Annotated in this window: 14 protein-coding genes, 2 tRNA genes, 1 other RNA gene and 4 pseudogenes; 15 read left to right on the forward strand and 6 right to left on the reverse strand. The window is 66.5% G+C overall.

Annotated elements, in window-relative coordinates; genetic code table 11:
- Positions 1-192 precede the first annotated feature (192 nt).
- From V8F63_RS14455 to V8F63_RS14465, 3 genes and pseudogenes are all read left to right on the forward strand, one after another.
- Positions 193-627: pseudogene (locus tag V8F63_RS14455) on the forward strand (TonB-dependent receptor plug domain-containing protein); the annotation flags it as partial.
- 626 nt (positions 628-1,253) lie between these two features.
- Positions 1,254-2,387 carry a TonB-dependent receptor gene (locus V8F63_RS14460; RefSeq protein WP_392355107.1) on the forward strand — a complete coding sequence of 378 codons (1,134 nt, stop codon included), beginning with the start codon at positions 1,254-1,256 and terminating at the stop codon, positions 2,385-2,387.
- Positions 2,388-2,448: 61 nt separating this feature from the next.
- Positions 2,449-3,420, forward strand: coding sequence for a DUF6607 family protein (locus tag V8F63_RS14465; protein ID WP_392353818.1), 972 nt, complete (start codon positions 2,449-2,451; stop codon positions 3,418-3,420).
- A gap of 244 nt (positions 3,421-3,664) precedes the next feature.
- On the opposite strand, the gene V8F63_RS14470 is transcribed toward V8F63_RS14465, so the two are convergent.
- Entirely contained in the window at positions 3,665-3,886 is a 222-nt protein-coding gene (locus V8F63_RS14470) for a hypothetical protein (RefSeq protein WP_392353820.1), read from the reverse strand.
- A 1-nt stretch (position 3,887) separates the two neighbouring features.
- On the opposite strand from V8F63_RS14470, the gene V8F63_RS14475 reads away from it, so the two are divergent.
- On the forward strand, positions 3,888-4,187 hold the full coding sequence (locus V8F63_RS14475; protein WP_167349617.1) for a hypothetical protein: 300 nt from the start codon (positions 3,888-3,890) through the stop codon (positions 4,185-4,187).
- A gap of 155 nt (positions 4,188-4,342) precedes the next feature.
- Here V8F63_RS14475 and V8F63_RS14480 read toward each other — a convergent pair.
- Positions 4,343-4,416: transfer RNA gene (locus V8F63_RS14480), tRNA-Gln, on the reverse strand.
- Between the two features lie 216 nt (positions 4,417-4,632).
- Between V8F63_RS14480 and V8F63_RS14485 the strand changes: the two genes are divergently transcribed.
- The 7 genes and pseudogenes from V8F63_RS14485 (at position 4,633) to V8F63_RS14515 (ending at position 9,638) form a co-directional block, all read left to right on the forward strand.
- Positions 4,633-4,709: transfer RNA gene (locus tag V8F63_RS14485), tRNA-Pro, on the forward strand.
- Positions 4,710-4,783: 74 nt separating this feature from the next.
- Entirely contained in the window at positions 4,784-5,467 is a 684-nt protein-coding gene (locus tag V8F63_RS14490; RefSeq protein WP_392353822.1) for a DUF924 family protein, read from the forward strand.
- Positions 5,400-6,704, forward strand: a complete 1,305-nt coding sequence (locus tag V8F63_RS14495; RefSeq protein ID WP_134581170.1) for an SH3 domain-containing protein — start codon at positions 5,400-5,402, stop codon at positions 6,702-6,704. Before V8F63_RS14490 ends, V8F63_RS14495 begins: the two co-directional genes overlap by 68 nt.
- A 102-nt stretch (positions 6,705-6,806) precedes the next feature.
- A complete protein-coding gene (locus V8F63_RS14500; RefSeq protein WP_025977471.1) occupies positions 6,807-7,751 on the forward strand; it encodes a CsgG/HfaB family protein in 945 nt (314 codons plus the stop codon).
- 118 nt (positions 7,752-7,869) lie between these two features.
- Positions 7,870-8,725: pseudogene (locus V8F63_RS14505) on the forward strand (thymidylate synthase).
- Positions 8,726-8,732: 7 nt separating this feature from the next.
- Positions 8,733-9,032, forward strand: a complete 300-nt coding sequence (locus V8F63_RS14510; RefSeq protein WP_134581173.1) for a phosphoribosyl-ATP pyrophosphohydrolase — start codon at positions 8,733-8,735, stop codon at positions 9,030-9,032.
- Positions 9,033-9,110: 78 nt separating this feature from the next.
- Positions 9,111-9,638 carry a dihydrofolate reductase gene (locus V8F63_RS14515; protein WP_392353824.1) on the forward strand — a complete coding sequence of 176 codons (528 nt, stop codon included), beginning with the start codon at positions 9,111-9,113 and terminating at the stop codon, positions 9,636-9,638.
- A 76-nt stretch (positions 9,639-9,714) separates the two neighbouring features.
- Here V8F63_RS14515 and V8F63_RS14520 read toward each other — a convergent pair whose 3' ends face one another.
- Positions 9,715-10,137 carry a universal stress protein gene (locus V8F63_RS14520; RefSeq protein ID WP_392353826.1) on the reverse strand — a complete coding sequence of 141 codons (423 nt, stop codon included), beginning with the start codon at positions 10,135-10,137 and terminating at the stop codon, positions 9,715-9,717.
- 28 nt (positions 10,138-10,165) lie between these two features.
- Positions 10,166-11,233 carry an Mrp/NBP35 family ATP-binding protein gene (locus V8F63_RS14525; RefSeq protein WP_392353828.1) on the reverse strand — a complete coding sequence of 356 codons (1,068 nt, stop codon included), beginning with the start codon at positions 11,231-11,233 and terminating at the stop codon, positions 10,166-10,168.
- A 150-nt stretch (positions 11,234-11,383) separates the two neighbouring features.
- On the opposite strand from V8F63_RS14525, the pseudogene V8F63_RS14530 reads away from it, so the two are divergent.
- The 3 genes and pseudogenes from V8F63_RS14530 (at position 11,384) to V8F63_RS14540 (ending at position 13,359) form a co-directional block, all read left to right on the forward strand.
- Positions 11,384-12,198: pseudogene (locus V8F63_RS14530) on the forward strand (tRNA (adenosine(37)-N6)-dimethylallyltransferase MiaA).
- A gap of 13 nt (positions 12,199-12,211) precedes the next feature.
- Positions 12,212-12,577, forward strand: a transfer-messenger RNA (tmRNA) gene (ssrA, locus tag V8F63_RS14535).
- Between the two features lie 170 nt (positions 12,578-12,747).
- The gene (locus V8F63_RS14540; protein ID WP_392353830.1) at positions 12,748-13,359 is read left to right on the forward strand and encodes a ClpXP protease specificity-enhancing factor SspB; all 612 of its coding nucleotides are present in this window, start codon (positions 12,748-12,750) and stop codon (positions 13,357-13,359) included.
- Here V8F63_RS14540 and V8F63_RS14545 read toward each other — a convergent pair.
- Positions 13,329-13,871, reverse strand: a complete 543-nt coding sequence (locus V8F63_RS14545; RefSeq protein WP_392355108.1) for a GNAT family N-acetyltransferase — start codon at positions 13,869-13,871, stop codon at positions 13,329-13,331. The two genes, V8F63_RS14540 and V8F63_RS14545, sit on opposite strands and share 31 nt — an antisense overlap.
- A 111-nt stretch (positions 13,872-13,982) precedes the next feature.
- Positions 13,983-14,327: pseudogene (locus V8F63_RS14550) on the reverse strand (RusA family crossover junction endodeoxyribonuclease); the annotation flags it as partial.
- 105 nt (positions 14,328-14,432) lie between these two features.
- On the opposite strand from V8F63_RS14550, the gene fumC reads away from it, so the two are divergent.
- The gene (gene fumC, locus V8F63_RS14555; protein ID WP_121482825.1) at positions 14,433-15,824 is read left to right on the forward strand and encodes a class II fumarate hydratase; all 1,392 of its coding nucleotides are present in this window, start codon (positions 14,433-14,435) and stop codon (positions 15,822-15,824) included.
- Positions 15,825-15,828 lie beyond the last annotated feature (4 nt).

Consider the following 15,828-nt stretch of genomic DNA (forward strand, 5'->3'; position numbering starts at 1 on the left):
CATCGGCGGAATTGTTGTTTCGGTGCAAAGGTAGCGCTGTCCGGTCGACATGAGCGAATGCGGAACACGCTGCCACATGCCACCGCCTAAGAGTGCTTAGCCAAATAGAAATAGTGCTATTGATTCTGATAATCTTTCGCATTAAAGGCGAGGCCTCTTTCAAACGGGGTGCCGCCTATGCGTTCGCTATTGATGATTTCCGCCGGGGCCGCGGCTCTCGGGGCCGCCTTGCCGGCCAGCGCGGAGGACGGGTTTGAGATCGACCTGAATCAGCCGGTGCGGGTGGCTCCGGTCACCGTCGTCGGCACTCGCACCGAACGACGCGTCGACGAGGTGCCCGCCAGCGTCAGCGTCATCACCGCAAAAGACATCGAGACCAACCTCGTCACGGACATCAAGGACCTGATCCGGTTCGAGCCGGGCGTTAGCGTTCCGACCAGTCCGGCCCGCTTCTCGGCAGCCCTGTCGGGCGCCGGGCGGGACGGCAATCTGGGTTTCACCATCCGCGGCATGGGCGGCAACCGCGTCCTGATCGTCCAGGACGGCGTGAGGGTGCCGGACGGCTTCGCCTTCGGCGCCCAGGCGGTCGGACGCGGCGGCTATAATGACTTGGATCTGGTCAAGTCGGTCGAGATCCTGCGCGGTCCGGCTTCCGCTCTGTATGGCTCAGACGGCATCGCGGGAGCGGTCAGCTTCACCTCCAAGGATCCTTCCGACTTCATCGAAGCGGGCCGCAGCTTCGGCGTGCGTGCGCGTGTCGGCTACAGTTCGGCTGATGAGGGCTGGACCGAGGGGCTGGCCTTCGCCGGACGCAGCGGCGCCCTTTCGGGTCTGCTGGCCTACACCCGCCGCGACGCTCAAGAGACCGAGAACAGGGCTGAGACCGGCGGCGTCGGCGCGGCCCGAACCCAGCCCAATCCCCAGGACTTCGCCTCCAACGCCGTGTTGGCCAAGCTGGTCTGGGATGTGAATGACCATCACACCTTGCGCCTGACCTACGATCACTTCGATCAGGACATGGATGGCGAGGCGTTGAGCAGTTATTCGGCCACGGTCGTCGGCTTGACGGCTCATGACGAGACCCAGCGCGATCGCGTCAGCCTCGACTGGCGTTTCGACGACGTCCTAGGTCTGGATTCCGGCTCTGTGGCCGCGTTCTGGCAGGATTCGACCACGCGCCAGTTCACCTATGAGGACCGCACGCCAGCGGTCGACCGCACCCGCGACGTGACCTTCGACAACGCCGTCTGGGCCTGGCGGCGCAGGGTTCCAAGAGCTTCGGCGGCGAGGCCGTTCGTCACCGGGTCACCTTCGGCGCCGATTGGTCGCGCACCACTCAAGAAGGCATCCGCGATGGCACGGTCCCGCCCATGGGCGAGCCTTTCCCCGCCCGGCCTTTCCCCAAGACCGAGTTCGACCTGGCGGGCCTGTTCATCCAGGACGAGATTGATCTGCTGGGCGGCCGCCTCAGCATCATCCCGGCCCTGCGCTACGACTGGTATGAGCTGACGCCGCAGGCCGATGCCCTGTTCCCGGCCCCGGCCGACGGGCAGAGCGACAGCCATCTGTCGCCCAAGATCGGCGCCATCTACTGGGTCGACGATCATTTCGGCGTCTTCGCCAACTACGCCCAGGGCTTCAAGGCGCCCTCGCCGATGCAGGTGAACAACTTCTTCGCCAACCCGGTGTTCGGCTATGAGTCCATCCCCAATCCCGACCTGAAGCCCGAAACCAGCGAGAGCATCGAGGGCGGCTTCCGCTTCCGCAATCTGGAAGCCTTCGGCGGCGCCCTTTCGCTGCAGTCTACGGCCTTCCGCACGGAATACGACGACTTCATCAATCAGGTCGTGGTGAGCGGGACCGGCGTGCCGGGCGTCGATCCGCTGATCTATCAGTACGTCAACCTGACCAAGGTCGAGATCTGGGGCCTGGAAGCGCGCGGCGATATTCACTGGGACAACGGCTTCTCGACCATTGTCGCCGCCTCCTTCGCCGATGGCGAGCAGGAGACGGACGGCAAGCGCGGCGCCCTGACCAGCGTGGATCCGATCAAGCTGGTCGGCGGGCTGAACTACACCGCCCCCTCGGGCGTCTGGGGCGGAAGCGCCACGGTCACCTGGTCCGACAGGAAGTCGAACCACGAATGCGGCGGCGGCCTGTGCTGGCCGGGCGAGCGCTTCACCCTGCTGGACGTCACCGCCTTTTGGAACGTGACCGAACGGGCCACTTTGCGCGCCGGCGCCTTCAACGTCTTTGACGAGAAATACGCCTGGTGGAGCGACGTGCACGGTCTGAACAGCCCGGCCGTCGGCGCCCGACCGGCGACGCTGGACGCCTTTACCCAGCCCGGCCGCAACGTCGGCGTGTCTCTGAGCGTGCGCCTGTGAGCTCGACCATGCCCCGGAAGCGCCAGCTGAACCCCGTCCTTCGCAAACCAATGGAGCCCCCATGCGCGCAATCTTGATCGCGGCCGCCCTTCTGACCGGCGCCCCGGCTGTCCAGGCGTTGCCCGCCTCGCCGGTGACAGGCCAGACCCAGGCGCCCGCCAGCGCCTTTGAACAGGACCGTCAGGCCATCCTGGCCCAGGTCGGCGATTATCGCGTGCGTTTCGACATGCGCGAGACGGTCGGTCTGCAGGCGGACTATCAGCCGCTCGAGCCCAAGCGGTCTGGCGGCACCGAGATCGTGCGTGTCGTCTACGACACCGGCGATCGCATCAGCCTTCAGCACATCCTGGTCATGTATCACGAGGGCCAGACCACACTGGTCAAACACTGGCGTCAGGACTGGGCCCATCAGCCCGAGACCGTGCTGACCTACGCCGGACCGAACCAGTGGACCCTGACTCCTGTGTCGGCCGAAGAGCGTCACGGCGCCTGGTCCCAGACCGTCTGGCAAACCGACGATTCGCCCCGCTACGGCGGCGTTGGACGTTGGAGCTACGACAATGGCATGACCGTGTGGACGTCCGGCCCGACCTGGCGTCCGCTGGCCCGTCGCGACGCCGTGCGCAACCCGGTCTATGACCGTTATCTTGGGACCAATCGCCACGTTATCCGTCCGGGCGGCTGGGTCCACATTCAAGACAACGTCAAGATGACCGGGCGTAACGGCGGTGTTCCTCAGGCCGTGGTTCAGGAAGACGTGGTCAACACCTACGACGCCTCGACGGCCTTCGAGCCCAAGCCCGGCGACGACTATTGGGCCGCGACCAAGGACTATTGGGCCGAGGTCCGCGCCGCATGGGACGCCGTGATCGCACGCGACGGAGGCGTCCATGTTCAGGAGGTCGCTGAAACCGGCGCCGTCACCAGCGCCCCTCTGATGGATCTGGCGGACCAGATCAATGCAGGGACATTGACTACCCAAGCTGCTGTAGAGCGCGGACGCGCCCTGATCGCCGACGCAACCCGGCGTTAAGCACCTCTTCCGCCTATCGTGCCGGTCCGGGTGAAGCAGCGTCTGATTTGGGTCGCCTAGCTCTGCAGCGCATAAATCAAGTGCGCCCCGGACACGAGCGGGGGCCCAAGATCGGGCGGGGGGCCATGACCCGACGGCCCCCCTGCTTTCCCAGCCCTTCTAGGCAATCGCGGATTCACCAGCCTGATTGTGATTAACCAGGCCGATTTCGGCATGAAACCTACGGACCGAAATCGCCCCCAAGCTAGTCCACAGCCGGTTCTTGAGCCGGTGGCAGCAGTCTAAGAAACTCCTCGGCCAGACGCGACGGCTTGACGCTGCTGGACACCACGAAGGCGTATTCATGCAGAATGTCTGAATGGAACCGACCCAGCACGGTTTGATCGCGCACATAGGCCTGCGCCAGTCGTTCGTTGACGATAGCCACGCCGACGCCGCGCGCAGCCAGGGCGCAAGACGAGGCCACCGTGTGGGTTTCAACGCATGTCAGGGCCGTGCTGGATGATCTGGATCGCGGCGAATGCCCGACCGTCCTGCAGACGTCGGATGGTCTGCCCTGGACGCCGCCCGGCAACGGCCTGGATAGCGGCGTGAGGCGCGCCCGCCTTGAGGCGGATGAGGCGGCGAAACGGTCTGGCAGGTCCAGCGCCGGCCTTGAGGGTCTGCGCTTCCACGATCTGCGCGGCACGGCCGCCACCAACTCGTCCGTGCAGGCCTGCCGCTGGATGATGTCGCCACGATCCTGGGCTGAGAGTTCAACCGCGTGAAGGAGATCGCGCGGCGTTATGTAACGGGAGAGGCCATCGGCCTGAGCACGATCGCGCGGCTCCAGGAGACCCGGAACAGAAGATCAACTGTAAAACCCGATGTAAAACCTGAGCCCCGAAGGGGGCGCGTGATGCGCTCTACCCTTATCGGACGGTGGCTGGGGAACTAGGACTCGAACCTAGAATGACGGTACCAAAAACCGTAGTGTTACCATTACACCATTCCCCAGCGGTCCGGTGTTCCCGCCGGCGCAGTGCGTCCCGGCGAGGAGCGGTCAGATACGCCAAGGTTTCGGGGGATGCAACACCTGAAAAGGAAAGAATTTTCATCGGGCCAAGAGTTTTTTCCGGAGGCTCATTTACCCGCTTGCGAGGGCCGGTCGGCATGGCTATAAGCCCCTCCTCGACGCAAGCGGCGGCCACGGCTCGCCTGATTGCGTAAAGTCGGAGTGTGGCTCAGTCTGGTAGAGCACCGCGTTCGGGACGCGGGGGTCGCAGGTTCGAATCCTGCCACTCCGACCATTTCTTTCTCTATTTGCGAAGTCAGAGCTGTTGCAAGGTCGCGCCCGCTGGCGCGCTGCTGCTAGGCTGGCGGCATGACCCAAGTTCTGACCCCCGCCGAAGTCGTCGCCTTCTGGACCGAGGCCGGCCCCGAAAAATGGTTCGCCAAGGACGCCGCCTTCGACCGCGCCTTCACCGAGTTGGGCCGCGACAGCCACTTCGCCGCCGCCGCGCGCCAGCTGGATCATTGGCTGGAGACGCCCGACGCCGCCCTGGCCCTGATCATCCTGCTGGACCAGTTGCCGCGAAACGCCTTTCGCGACACCGCCCACATGTTCGCAACCGACCCCCTGGCCGTCGCCTTCGCCAAGAAAGCGATTGAGCGCGGACATGATCGCCAGGTCGCGGCGGAACTGCGCCCCTTCATGCTGATGCCTCTGATGCACTCCGAGTCGTTGGAGGATCAGGACCACCTTCTGGCTCTGCTGGATGAAGCGACCGAAGTGCAAACGTACAAGTTCGCCGTGATTCATCGGGACATCATCGCCCGGTTCGGCCGCTTCCCGCACAGGAACGACTGTCTGGGCCGCGTGACATCCGCAGAGGAGGCGGCCTTCCTCAGCGCAGGGGCTTTTCCGGCTAGACGTCGATTGCTTTGCAGCAACGGCAAAGCTAAGGGCGGGCCGGTTTTTCACAATCGGCCTGTTCATCATGTATCGTTTCGCGCTCGCCCTGACGGCAACCTCGGCCCTGTTCGCCGTCTCGGCGTCCCCGGCTGAAGCGCAGATTTTCAACCGCCGATCCAACGCTGAAACGGCTCAGGTCGTGAACGAAGCGCCGCGCTGCACCCAGAATCTGGGAACCGTGGCGATCGCCGAAACCCAGGGCGTCCTGTTCGAGCAGATGGGGCTGGGGGAGCCGACGGAACTGCTGCGCACCGTGATTCGCGATTCCGGCTGCTTCACCCTAATCGAGCGCGGGCCCGGGATGGATCTGGTCGAGCGCGAGCGCAGCCTGGGCGGCGCCGCGCGCGTCCGCACGGCCGACTTCGTCCTGGTCGCCGAACTGGCGAACCCCATTGAATCGACCGACAGCGACCGCAGGTCGGGTCTACTTGGCTCGCTGGCGGCGGTCGGCGGGCGCGCCCTGCTCACGGCCGGCCTGGCGGCGGCCACGGGCGGCGATCTGGGCGGAGGTCTCGGTGGTCTGGGCGGTCTAGGCGCCGAGGCCGGGCTTAATCCCTTGCAGATGCAGGCCATGAATGCGGCCATGAATATGGCCGGCAACGCGCTCGGCGGCCCGAAGGGCGCTCAGGCCGCCCCAGCCCAGGCGCTGAACGCCAATACGGTTGAGCGAATTCGCGACCTGAAAAAGGACATCGGTCGCGGCAAGGAAGACGCCCAGATCGTCTTTTCTCTGGCCAGCGTGCCTCTGGCTGAAACCGTCGGCACTACGCGCGCCGTGGCTAACAAGGACGAGTTGCGCCGCCTTCGTATCCGCGACAACCATTTCGGCGGCCGCGTCGGCGCCGGCTATGAAAGCCAGGATGAGGGCAAGGTGATCGCCCTGGCCCTGGTGCGCGGTTACGCCGATCTGGTGACCAGCCTTGGAGGCACGGGCGCGCAGACGCCGGACGTCACGCTCGCCAACCGTGAGGCTGTGCGCGCCGCCGCCGCCGAGCGCGAGGCCGAAGCCGCTCGCAAGGCCGAGGCGGAACGCCGCGAGCAGGAGCGTCTCGATCGCGCGCGCGAAGAAGAACGACGCCGCCTGCGCGAAGAAATCCGGCGGGAAGACGAACTCCGTCGCCGCACCGACGCAGCGCAGAGCCTGGCCAGCCGTCAACTGGCCCTGCCGACGGTGCTGCGCAAGGCTCCAGACGGCGAGGCCATTCGCCCCCTGGCGGCGGGGGCGGCGGTGTTCCCGACTGGAAAGTCTGATGACCAATGGGTCGAGGTTCTGGACGCTGACGACAACATCGGCTGGCTGCCGCAGGACCGATTGGTCGACGCTCAATAAACAAGGTTCCCTTAGCTTCACCGTATTGCTACGGCGTTCGCGCCCGCCGCGTGTCGGCGCCAAGGGCCGTGAAGCTTGATAGCGAAACCAGGAGATCACGTTTTGAAGACCTATCTTATCGCCCCGGCCCTCGCCGTCTCGATCGCCGCCTTGGCCCTGCCGAGCGCATCCTTGGCCCAGGCGCGCAGCGGCGCGCAGCGCGCCCAGGACGCGCAGATGGCGCAGATCCCGCGCTGCCGGTCCAGCCTCGGCTCCATCACCATCACTGACGGCCAGTCCGACTATTGGCGCGAGCTGCAGCTGTCGCCGCCGCAGAGCCTGCTGCGCGTCGTGATCCAGCGTTCGGGCTGCTTCACCCTGGTCGATCGCGGCGCCGGCATGAGCGTCGCCCAGCGCGAACGCGAGATGGCCGCAGGCGGCGACCTGCAGCGCGGCTCCAACGTCGGCGGCGGCCAGGTGCGCGCGGCCGACTATGTGCTGGTCGGCGAAATCGCCAGCCAGAACGCCAACAGCGGCGGCAACGCCCTGGCCGGTCTGGCCGGCGCGGCGCTGGGCGGGCGCGCCGGCGCCCTCGTCGGCGGCCTGCGCACGCGCAGCATGGAAGCCAACACCGTCCTGTCGCTGACCAACGTCCGCACTTCGGAAACCGAGCTGGTGACCGAAGGTTACGCCTCCAAACGCGACCTGAGCTGGGGCGTCGGCGCCGCAGGCTTCGGCGCAGGCGCCCTGGGCGGCGGCAGCTATGAAAACACCGAGATCGGCCGCATCGTGGCCCAGTCCTTCATACAGGCCTACACCGACATGGTGACCCAGATGGGCGGCCTGGAAGGCGGCTCGGCGGCCCAGTCCGCCCCGATCCAGAGCTATACGGTCCAGACGGCGTCGACGCTGCGTTCGGCCCCGAACGGCGGCTCGGTCGTGCGCGCCCTGCCCGCCGGCCTGCGCCTCTATCCGACCGGCCAGCGCGACGGCGCCTGGTGGGAGGTCATGGACGACAACGACAACGTCGGCTGGGTCCAGAACGAACGCCTCGCGCCCGGCAAGTAACGGCCGAACGCTTAAAAACCGAGGGCGCCCGCTGATCCGTCAGCGGGCGTTTTCTCTTTCTGTGAGCAAGAGAATCAGGCCCCTGCCCTCCGGAGAGAATCAGCGGCATCCTCATGGCATGAACGCCGCCGTCCAGATCGCAGACCTGCAAGCCCGCACGGCGGCCGCGCCCGCCGACCATCCCGAATGGCAGTATCTGAACCTGCTGCGGGACATCCTCGACAACGGCGTGCGGCGCGACGACCGCACCGGCACGGGGACGCTGGGCGTCTTCGGACGTCAGATGCGCTTCGACCTGTCCAAGGGCTTCCCCTGCTGACGACGAAGAAGCTGCACACGCGGTCGATCTTTATCGAACTGCTGTGGTTCCTGCGCGGCGAGACCAACATCGCCTGGCTAAAGGACAACGGCGTCAGCATCTGGGACGAATGGGCCGACGCCGAGGGCGACCTCGGCCCCGTCTATGGCAAGCAGTGGCGCTCCTGGGCCGCCCCGAACGGCCAAAGCATCGACCAGATCGCCAAGCTGGTTCACGGCCTGAAGACCAACCCCAACAGCCGCCGCCACATCGTCAGCGCCTGGAACCCGGCCGACGTGGACGACATGGCCCTGCCGCCCTGCCACTGCCTGTTCCAGTTCTTCGTCGCCGACGGAAAGCTGAGCTGCCAGCTGTATCAGCGCTCGGCCGACGTCTTCCTGGGCGTGCCCTTCAACATCGCCTCCTACGCGTTGCTGACGCACATGCTGGCCAAGGTCGTGGGGCTGGAGCCGGGCGACTTCGTCCACACCTTCGGCGACGCCCACCTGTATCTGAACCATCTGGAGCAGGCAGAGCTTCAACTCAGCCGCGCCCCCTGCCCCTGCCGACCCTGACGGTGGCGGACAAGACCGACCTGTTCGGCTTTGAGCTGTCGGACTTCGTGCTGAACGACTACCAATCCTGGCCGCACATCAAGGCCGCCGTCGCCGTCTGATCCTCGCATGAAGCTGACCGACCTGCAGGCGGATGTGCTGCGCATCTCCGACATCTACGCGCGCGAACACGCCATCAACCGCGACCGCGACTGGGCTCTGCTGAAGTTGCAGGAAGAGCTGGGCGAGCTGACCGCCGAGCACTTGCGCCTGACCCAAAGGGCGCGCGGCGCCGCCGATGCTCAGGCCCTGGCCGATGAAGCGGCGGACGTGTTGGGCATGCTGCTGATCTACTGCGACCGCGCCGGCGTCGACCTGAACGCCGCGATGCAGCGCAAATGGCTGAGCTGGCTGAAGACCGAGGCTTGAAACTGCTCCAGCCGGACGCCTAACTCCTGCGGACGGGAGCGGCGTCGCGCGGCTCCCGATCTGCTTCGGAGAACCGCCTTGGCCCTGCCTCGCATCGCCCTCGTCGTCGCCCGCGCCCGCAATAGCGTCATCGGCCGGGACGGCGACCTGCCCTGGCGGCTGCGCTCGGACCTGCAGCGCTTCAAGGCGGTGACCATGGGCAAGCCCTGCATTATGGGCCGCAAGACCTGGGAGAGCCTGCCCCTGCGTCCCCTGCCGGGGCGGCTGAACATCGTCCTGACCAAGGACGAGTCCTACGCCGAGGCGGGCCTGGCCAAGGGCGCTGTTGTCTGTTCGACGCTGGACGAAGCCCTGTCCATCGCCCGCGAACAGGCCGCCGACGACGGCGTGGACGAGGTCTGCGTCATCGGCGGCACGGCCGTGTTCGCCGCCGCCCTGCCGCGCGCCAAACGCCTGTACATCACCGAAGTCGAGGCCGAGCCGGAGGGCGACGCCGTCTTCCCCGCCTTTGACGAAACGGCCTTCGTCCGGACCGCGTTTGAACCGCATGAGGCGGGCGAAAAGGACGAGCACGCCTTCGCCTTCACCGTTCTGGACCGCCGCTGAACATCAGGAGGTCCTCGGGATCACGCCAATGAGATCATGCCCGGCGGGATATTCGAGCCCACCTGAGCCGAGTACCCTAGCGCGCGATCGTCACGCTGACCGGGGCGCGCGCGGCGACAGCCTCGGCGGTGGAGCCCATCAGCCAGTTCACCAGCCCTTTGCGGTCGCCTGTGCCCACCACGATATGATCCGCGCCCAGGGCGGCGGCGGCCGCGATCAGGGCGTCAGCCACGTCGTGCCCTTCGGTCGTGACCGCTTCAACCGACGGGCAATGACGCCGCGCCTCGGTCATCGACCGCATCAGAATGGCGTCCTGCTCCTCGGCCTTCCAGGCGCGAATGTCCGGGTGGCCGCTGGCCGAGCTGAGCGGATTGACCGCCACCAGCGCCAGTCTGGCGCCTTTCGCCCTGGCGAACTGCGCCGCGATGCGCACGGCGCTTTCAGCGTGCGCGCTGCCGTCGATGCCGCAGACGACCACGGCTTGTTCCTGCTCAGCCATCACGGCCTCCCTCTAAAGAGCTCGCGATCTAAAGACCCAGGGACTGGGCGACCTTCGCGGCGATCTGCCTGAAACGCTCGGACGCCGGATGCTGCGGGTCAACGGCGACCAATGGCCGCCCCGCGTCGCCGGCCCGCCGCAGCGCCCCGTCCAGCGGCAGATCGCCCAGATAGGGCGCGCCCAGACGCGCCGCCTCGGCCTCGGCGCCGCCGGTTCCGAACACCTCGCCGCTCATGTTCTCAACCAAGCCTATCGTGGGGACGCCGACCTTGTCGAACAGGGTATGCGCCCGGCGCGCGTCGGCCAGGGCCACTTCCTGCGGCGTCGAGACGATGACCGCCCCGTCCAGCGGCGTCTTCTGGATCAGGGTTAGTTGCACGTCGCCGGTGCCGGGCGGCAGGTCGATGACCAGAACATCCAGCGGCTGCTCTTGCGTTCCCCAGCGCGTCTGGGTCAGCATCTGATTGATGGCCTGCGACGCCATCGGCCCGCGCCAGATCATGGCGTCCTCGGCCTTGGTCAGCAGGCCGACCGACATGGCTTTCAGCCCATGCGCCACGTGCGGAACCATCGCCCCGTCCTCATAGGCGGGCTGGCCCGAAATCCCCAGCATGGTCGGCAGCGACGGCCCATAGACATCTGCATCCAGCACCCCGACCGACAGGCCGCGCGCCGCCAGGGCCGCCGCCAGATTGACCGAGACCGTCGACTTGCCGACCCCGCCCTTGCCGCTCGCCACGGCCAGCACGCGCTTCACATGGGCCGGGCGCTCGGTCGGAACCGGCGCCTTGGGCCGCCCCTGATCCGTCGCCGCCTTCGACAGTCCGGCCGTGCGGCGCGCCGGCGCGGCCACCGCCTCGGCCGTCAGCACGACCGACACCCGCTCCATGCCCGGCATGGCTTTCAGCGCCGCCTCGGCCGCACCGCGCACCGGGGCGTAAAGCGCCGTCTCCCTGGCGGGAACCTCCATGACGAAGCCCGCGCGCCCCTCGGCCACCACCAGTCCCTGCACCAGCCCGGCGGTCGCCAACCCCTGCCCCGACCTGGGGTCGGTCACAGCGTCGAGGACAGCGAGGACGGCGGCGCGGTCAGTCACGATGAAGACTCCTTGAAGACCCGACGGACTTGCCGGGCCGATGACAGGCGTTCTATCGCCCTAAGCGTCCGTTCGCGAGTTGATCCTTTGTCCCAACCCCTCATCACCCTGATCGCCGGCCCCACCGCCTCGGGCAAGTCACGGCTGGCGATGCAGCGCGCGCGCGAAACGGGCGCCTTCATCATCAACGCCGACAGCCAGCAGTTGTACGCCGACCTGCGCGTGCTCAGCGCCCGGCCGTCCGCCGAGGACGAGGCCGAGGTCCCGCACCGCCTCTACGGCGTCGCCGACCCCGCCGACGCCTGGTCCGTCGGGCGCTGGAGCCGTGCGGTGATGGATCTGCTCGCCGAACTGGCCGCCGAGGGCCGCCCGGCCCTGCTGGTCGGGGGACGGGCCTCTACTTCAACGCCCTGACCAAGGGACTGGCCGAAATCCCGCCTGTCCCGGTCGACGTCCGCGACGCCGTTCAGACCGAGTTCGACGCCGAGGGCGAGGCTGTCTTCCGCCGCCGCCTGGCGCACGTCGATCCGGCCGCCGAGGCCGCCATCTTTCCCGCCGACCGCCAGCGGCTAGTCCGCGCCTTCAGCGTGCATCGCGCCAGCGGCCGCGCCCTCAGCGACTGGAAGGCCGACACCCGCCCCTGCTGGCGCCCGGCAGCTATGAGGCCCTTGTCGTGGAGCCCCCGCGCGAGCGCCTTTACGCCTCGTGCGACGCCCGCGTCGACGTAATGATGGCCCACGGCGCTCTGGACGAGATCGCGCCCTTGTCGCCCGGGACCTGCCCCCGATCTGCCCGCCATGAAGGCCGTCGGCGTGCGGGAGCTGGCGGCGCATCTGGCGGGCGACCTGTCGCTGGACGACGCCGTCGCCGCCGTGAAGCAATCCACCCGCAACTACGCCAAGCGCCAGCTGACCTGGTTCCGCAACCAGCAGCGAGACTGGCCCCGCCATCCCGGTTTCGCCTGAACTTCTGCGCCAGCCCCTTGGAACGCGGCGTCGCCCATACTATATTGATCCTGCTCGGGTTCGCCCGGGCTATGGCGATAAACGCGCCTGTAATAAGCGGACCGGACCCGGGTGCGAATCCCGGCGGCTCCACCAATTTCTTCCCCGCGTTATCGGCGGAGGCAGCATGGGGCCGACTAGCATCGACGGACGTGTAAAGAGGATTGCTTTCGCTCGTCCTGGCCCACCGTATCGGGCCTTTATCTAACTGCGAACGATAACTTCGCTGGAGAAGTCCGCCTCGCCGCGTAATGCGGTTCGGTTGATTTCGAACTTAAACTCCTAGGGGTTCAGATCCTTAGGCGGGGCCCGGGGGCGCCTGGCAACAGAAGCCCCCACTCTCCCGACACCTCGGGAGCCTGGCGACAGATCCCGGCGCTTCTCACAAAAGTCGAAATTCCTGATCCGGCGGCGACTCTGCGTCTTCCGTCGCCTGCGCTTGGCGGGTAACAGTCACGCGTTCCCCTGTTTTGAGGCGCTGATGACGGATCAAACTCCCCTGTCGACGAGATGCACTATGAGCAGCTCGCCCAGGACGCCCTGCGCGGCGTGATCCGCCTGGCGCTGGAGCGCGCGGCCATGCCCGAGGGCATCCCCGGCGCCCACCATTTCTACATCACCTTCAAGACCCGCGCGGCGGGCGTCAGCGTCCCGCCCGACGTCCTGGCCAAATATCCGGACGAGATGACGGTGGTGCTGCAGCACCAATATTGGGATCTGGCGGTCGAGCCTGACCTGTTCTCCGTGATGCTGAAGTTCGGCGGCGCGCCCAAGGTGCTGACCGTGCCCTACAGCGCCGTGGTTCGTTTCTACGATCCCAGCGTGCAGTTCCTGCTGCAGTTCGACGAGCCGGAAATCGTCGAGGCCGAGATCGCCCCCTGTCGCCGCCCGCGCGCGACCCGGAGGCCGCAGCCCCGCCGCCTTCCGGCGACGACGGTCCCAAGGTCGTCTCTCTGGACCAGTTCCGGAAGAAATAGGCTTCAAGCGTCGCCTTGGCCTCAGCGCCCGAGCGCCGGTACCCCGAGGTTACTCAGGCTCCATAAACATCCACACAGGGTCGTGAAGCGAGGTTCGCCTAAGGGTGAAGGCGATCATCCTGTCGCGGACCTCGTGAGAGCGTAGCAATCGCTCGGGCCGGCGACTTCGCCAAGTTGAGGGCGCGCTTCCCAACTCGCCAGCGTCGCTTCGTAGCTTAGCCCCGCCCTACGGAGGACCGCAGCCGACGCCACGTTGCTAGGATGGCATGTTGCCCAGACGCGAAGGATTGAGGGCTGAGCAATTGCCCAGGCGACCACGGCGGATGCGGCTTCGGTGGCGAAGCCCTTTCCCCAGAAGGGTTCAGCGAAGATGTAGCCGAAGTCAGCCTTGGGCGGTGATAATCGCAGTTCCAGCACCCCTAAAAAGCGCTCAGACATCTTCTCGGTAACAGCCCAAGGGAAAGCCGAGCCCTCGATCCAGCAGCCTTCACAACGCTGCGCGAACGCCAGACTGTCAGCAATATCTTGATGGCGTTGGAACGGCATGAAACGGGTCGGAGGGACCTCGCCCGCATATTGAAAAATGTCCGCAGCATCCATTCTCTGGACTGGACGCAGGCGCAATCGCTCGGTTTCAAAAGTCTCGGGTGCCCGCATTCGCTGACGATATGCGCAGATATCGAATGTTCGCAACCGGGCGCTTTTTGACTTAGGCCCCGTCCCGAAACCGACCCCTGTCCAGACGGACCGAGCGCCCCTGCCTTTACCCCTCGGAAACACCCTGATGCTGATCCGCTCGCGCTCGCCTTCGCGGCGTTCGACCAGCAGGCGGGCGACTTGGCTGTCGTCGTGGAACAGATAGCCCTTGATGGCGTCCAGCAGGGCCTTGGCCAGATTGTCCAGATCCATCCACGGCGGGTCGCCGACGTGCTCCATCACGATCTCGACGACGTAGTCGCCCCAGGAGGGGCGCGACACCCACTCCTTGCGCATGAACTCATAGACCAGCGGCTTGTAGTATTTGGCCTGGGTGGTCAGGCCGTCGATGGTGATCTCGACCGCCTCGCCCTGCTCGCGCGCCCTGACCTTTCCGGTTCCGATCCAGCCGTGCACGCGCCGTCCGCCTTTCGTGATCAGCGGCTCGCCTTGCTCCGCCGCGCCTGCGTGCTACACCGCCCGGCATCTTCCCGCCACGCCTGAGAGACGAGTCCCGCGCACATGAGCAACGTTCGTATCGAAACCGACACCTTCGGCCCCATCGAGGTCGCCGCTGATCGCTATTGGGGCGCGCAAGCCCAGCGCTCGCTCGGCAACTTCAAGATCGGCTGGGAGAAGATGCCGCTGCCGATCGTGCGTGCGCTCGGCGTCGTCAAGCGCGCCGCGGCCGAGACCAACCGCGACCTGGGCAAGCTGGACGCCAAGCTGGCCGACGCCATCATCGCCGCCGCCAATGAAGTGATCGAGGGCAAGCTGAACGACCACTTCCCGCTGGTCGTCTGGCAAACCGGTTCGGGCACCCAGTCGAACATGAACGCCAATGAGGTGATCTCGAACCGCGCCATCGAGATGCTGGGCGGCGAGATGGGCTCCAAGAAGCCGGTCCACCCCAACGACCACGTCAACATGAGCCAGTCGTCGAACGACACCTATCCGACGGCCATGCACGTCGCCTGCGCCGAGCAGGTGGTCAACGACCTGCTGCCCGCGCTGAAGCACCTGCACGCCGCGCTGGACGCCAAGGCCAAGGCCTGGGCCCACATCATCAAGATCGGCCGCACCCACACCCAGGACGCCACGCCCCTGACGCTGGGCCAGGAGTTCGGCGGCTACGCCCACCAGGTCGCCATGGGCATCGAGCGCATTGAGCTGACCCTGCCGCGCCTGATGGAGCTGGCCCAGGGCGGCACTGCCGTCGGCACCGGCCTGAACGCGCCCGTGGGCTTTGCTGAAAAGGTCGCCGAGAACATCGGCAAGATCACCGGCCTGCCCTTCACCACGGCACCGAACAAGTTCGAGGCCCTGGCCGCCCACGATGCCATGGTCTTCACCCACGGCGCGATCAACACGGTCGCCGCCTCGCTGTTCAAGATCGCCAACGACATCCGCTTCCTGGGCTCGGGCCCGCGCGCCGGTCTGGGCGAGCTGTCGCTGCCGGAAAACGAGCCGGGCTCGTCCATCATGCCGGGCAAGGTCAACCCGACCCAGAGCGAAGCCCTGACCCAGGTCTGCGCCCAGGTGTTCGGCAACAACGCCGCCATCTCGTTCGCGGGTTCGCAAGGCCACTTCGAGCTGAACGTCTACAACCCGGTCATGGCCTACAACTTCCTGCAGTCGGTGCGCCTGGTCGCCGACGCGGCCATCAGCTTCACCGACAACTGCGTCGTCGGCATCGAGCCGCGCGAGGACAACATCAAGGATGGCCTGGAAAACAGCCTGATGCTGGTCACCGCTCTGAACGCCAAGCTGGGCTACGACACCTGCGCCAAGATCGCCAAGACGGCGCACAAGAACGGCACCACCCTGCGCCAGGAAGCCGTCGGCGGCGGCTATCTGACCGACGCCGAGTTCGACGAATACGTCCGCCCCGAGAAGATGATCGCGCCGCAGTGAGCCG

Source organism: Brevundimonas sp. LF-1, from assembly GCF_037055305.1.
In the GTDB taxonomy this organism is placed as follows: domain Bacteria; phylum Pseudomonadota; class Alphaproteobacteria; order Caulobacterales; family Caulobacteraceae; genus Brevundimonas; species Brevundimonas sanguinis.

Coding starts and splice junctions, on each gene's coding strand:
- V8F63_RS14465 (WP_392353818.1), top strand. CDS start 2,449: ATGCGCGCAATCTTGATCGCGGCCGCCCTTCTGACCGGCGCCCCGGCT.
- V8F63_RS14490 (WP_392353822.1), top strand. CDS start 4,784: ATGACCCAAGTTCTGACCCCCGCCGAAGTCGTCGCCTTCTGGACCGAG.
- V8F63_RS14495 (WP_134581170.1), top strand. CDS start 5,400: ATGTATCGTTTCGCGCTCGCCCTGACGGCAACCTCGGCCCTGTTCGCC.
- V8F63_RS14510 (WP_134581173.1), top strand. CDS start 8,733: ATGAAGCTGACCGACCTGCAGGCGGATGTGCTGCGCATCTCCGACATC.
- V8F63_RS14520 (WP_392353826.1), bottom strand. CDS start 10,137: ATGGCTGAGCAGGAACAAGCCGTGGTCGTCTGCGGCATCGACGGCAGC.
- V8F63_RS14540 (WP_392353830.1), top strand. CDS start 12,748: ATGCACTATGAGCAGCTCGCCCAGGACGCCCTGCGCGGCGTGATCCGC.
- V8F63_RS14545 (WP_392355108.1), bottom strand. CDS start 13,871: ATGCGGGCACCCGAGACTTTTGAAACCGAGCGATTGCGCCTGCGTCCA.
- fumC (WP_121482825.1), top strand. CDS start 14,433: ATGAGCAACGTTCGTATCGAAACCGACACCTTCGGCCCCATCGAGGTC.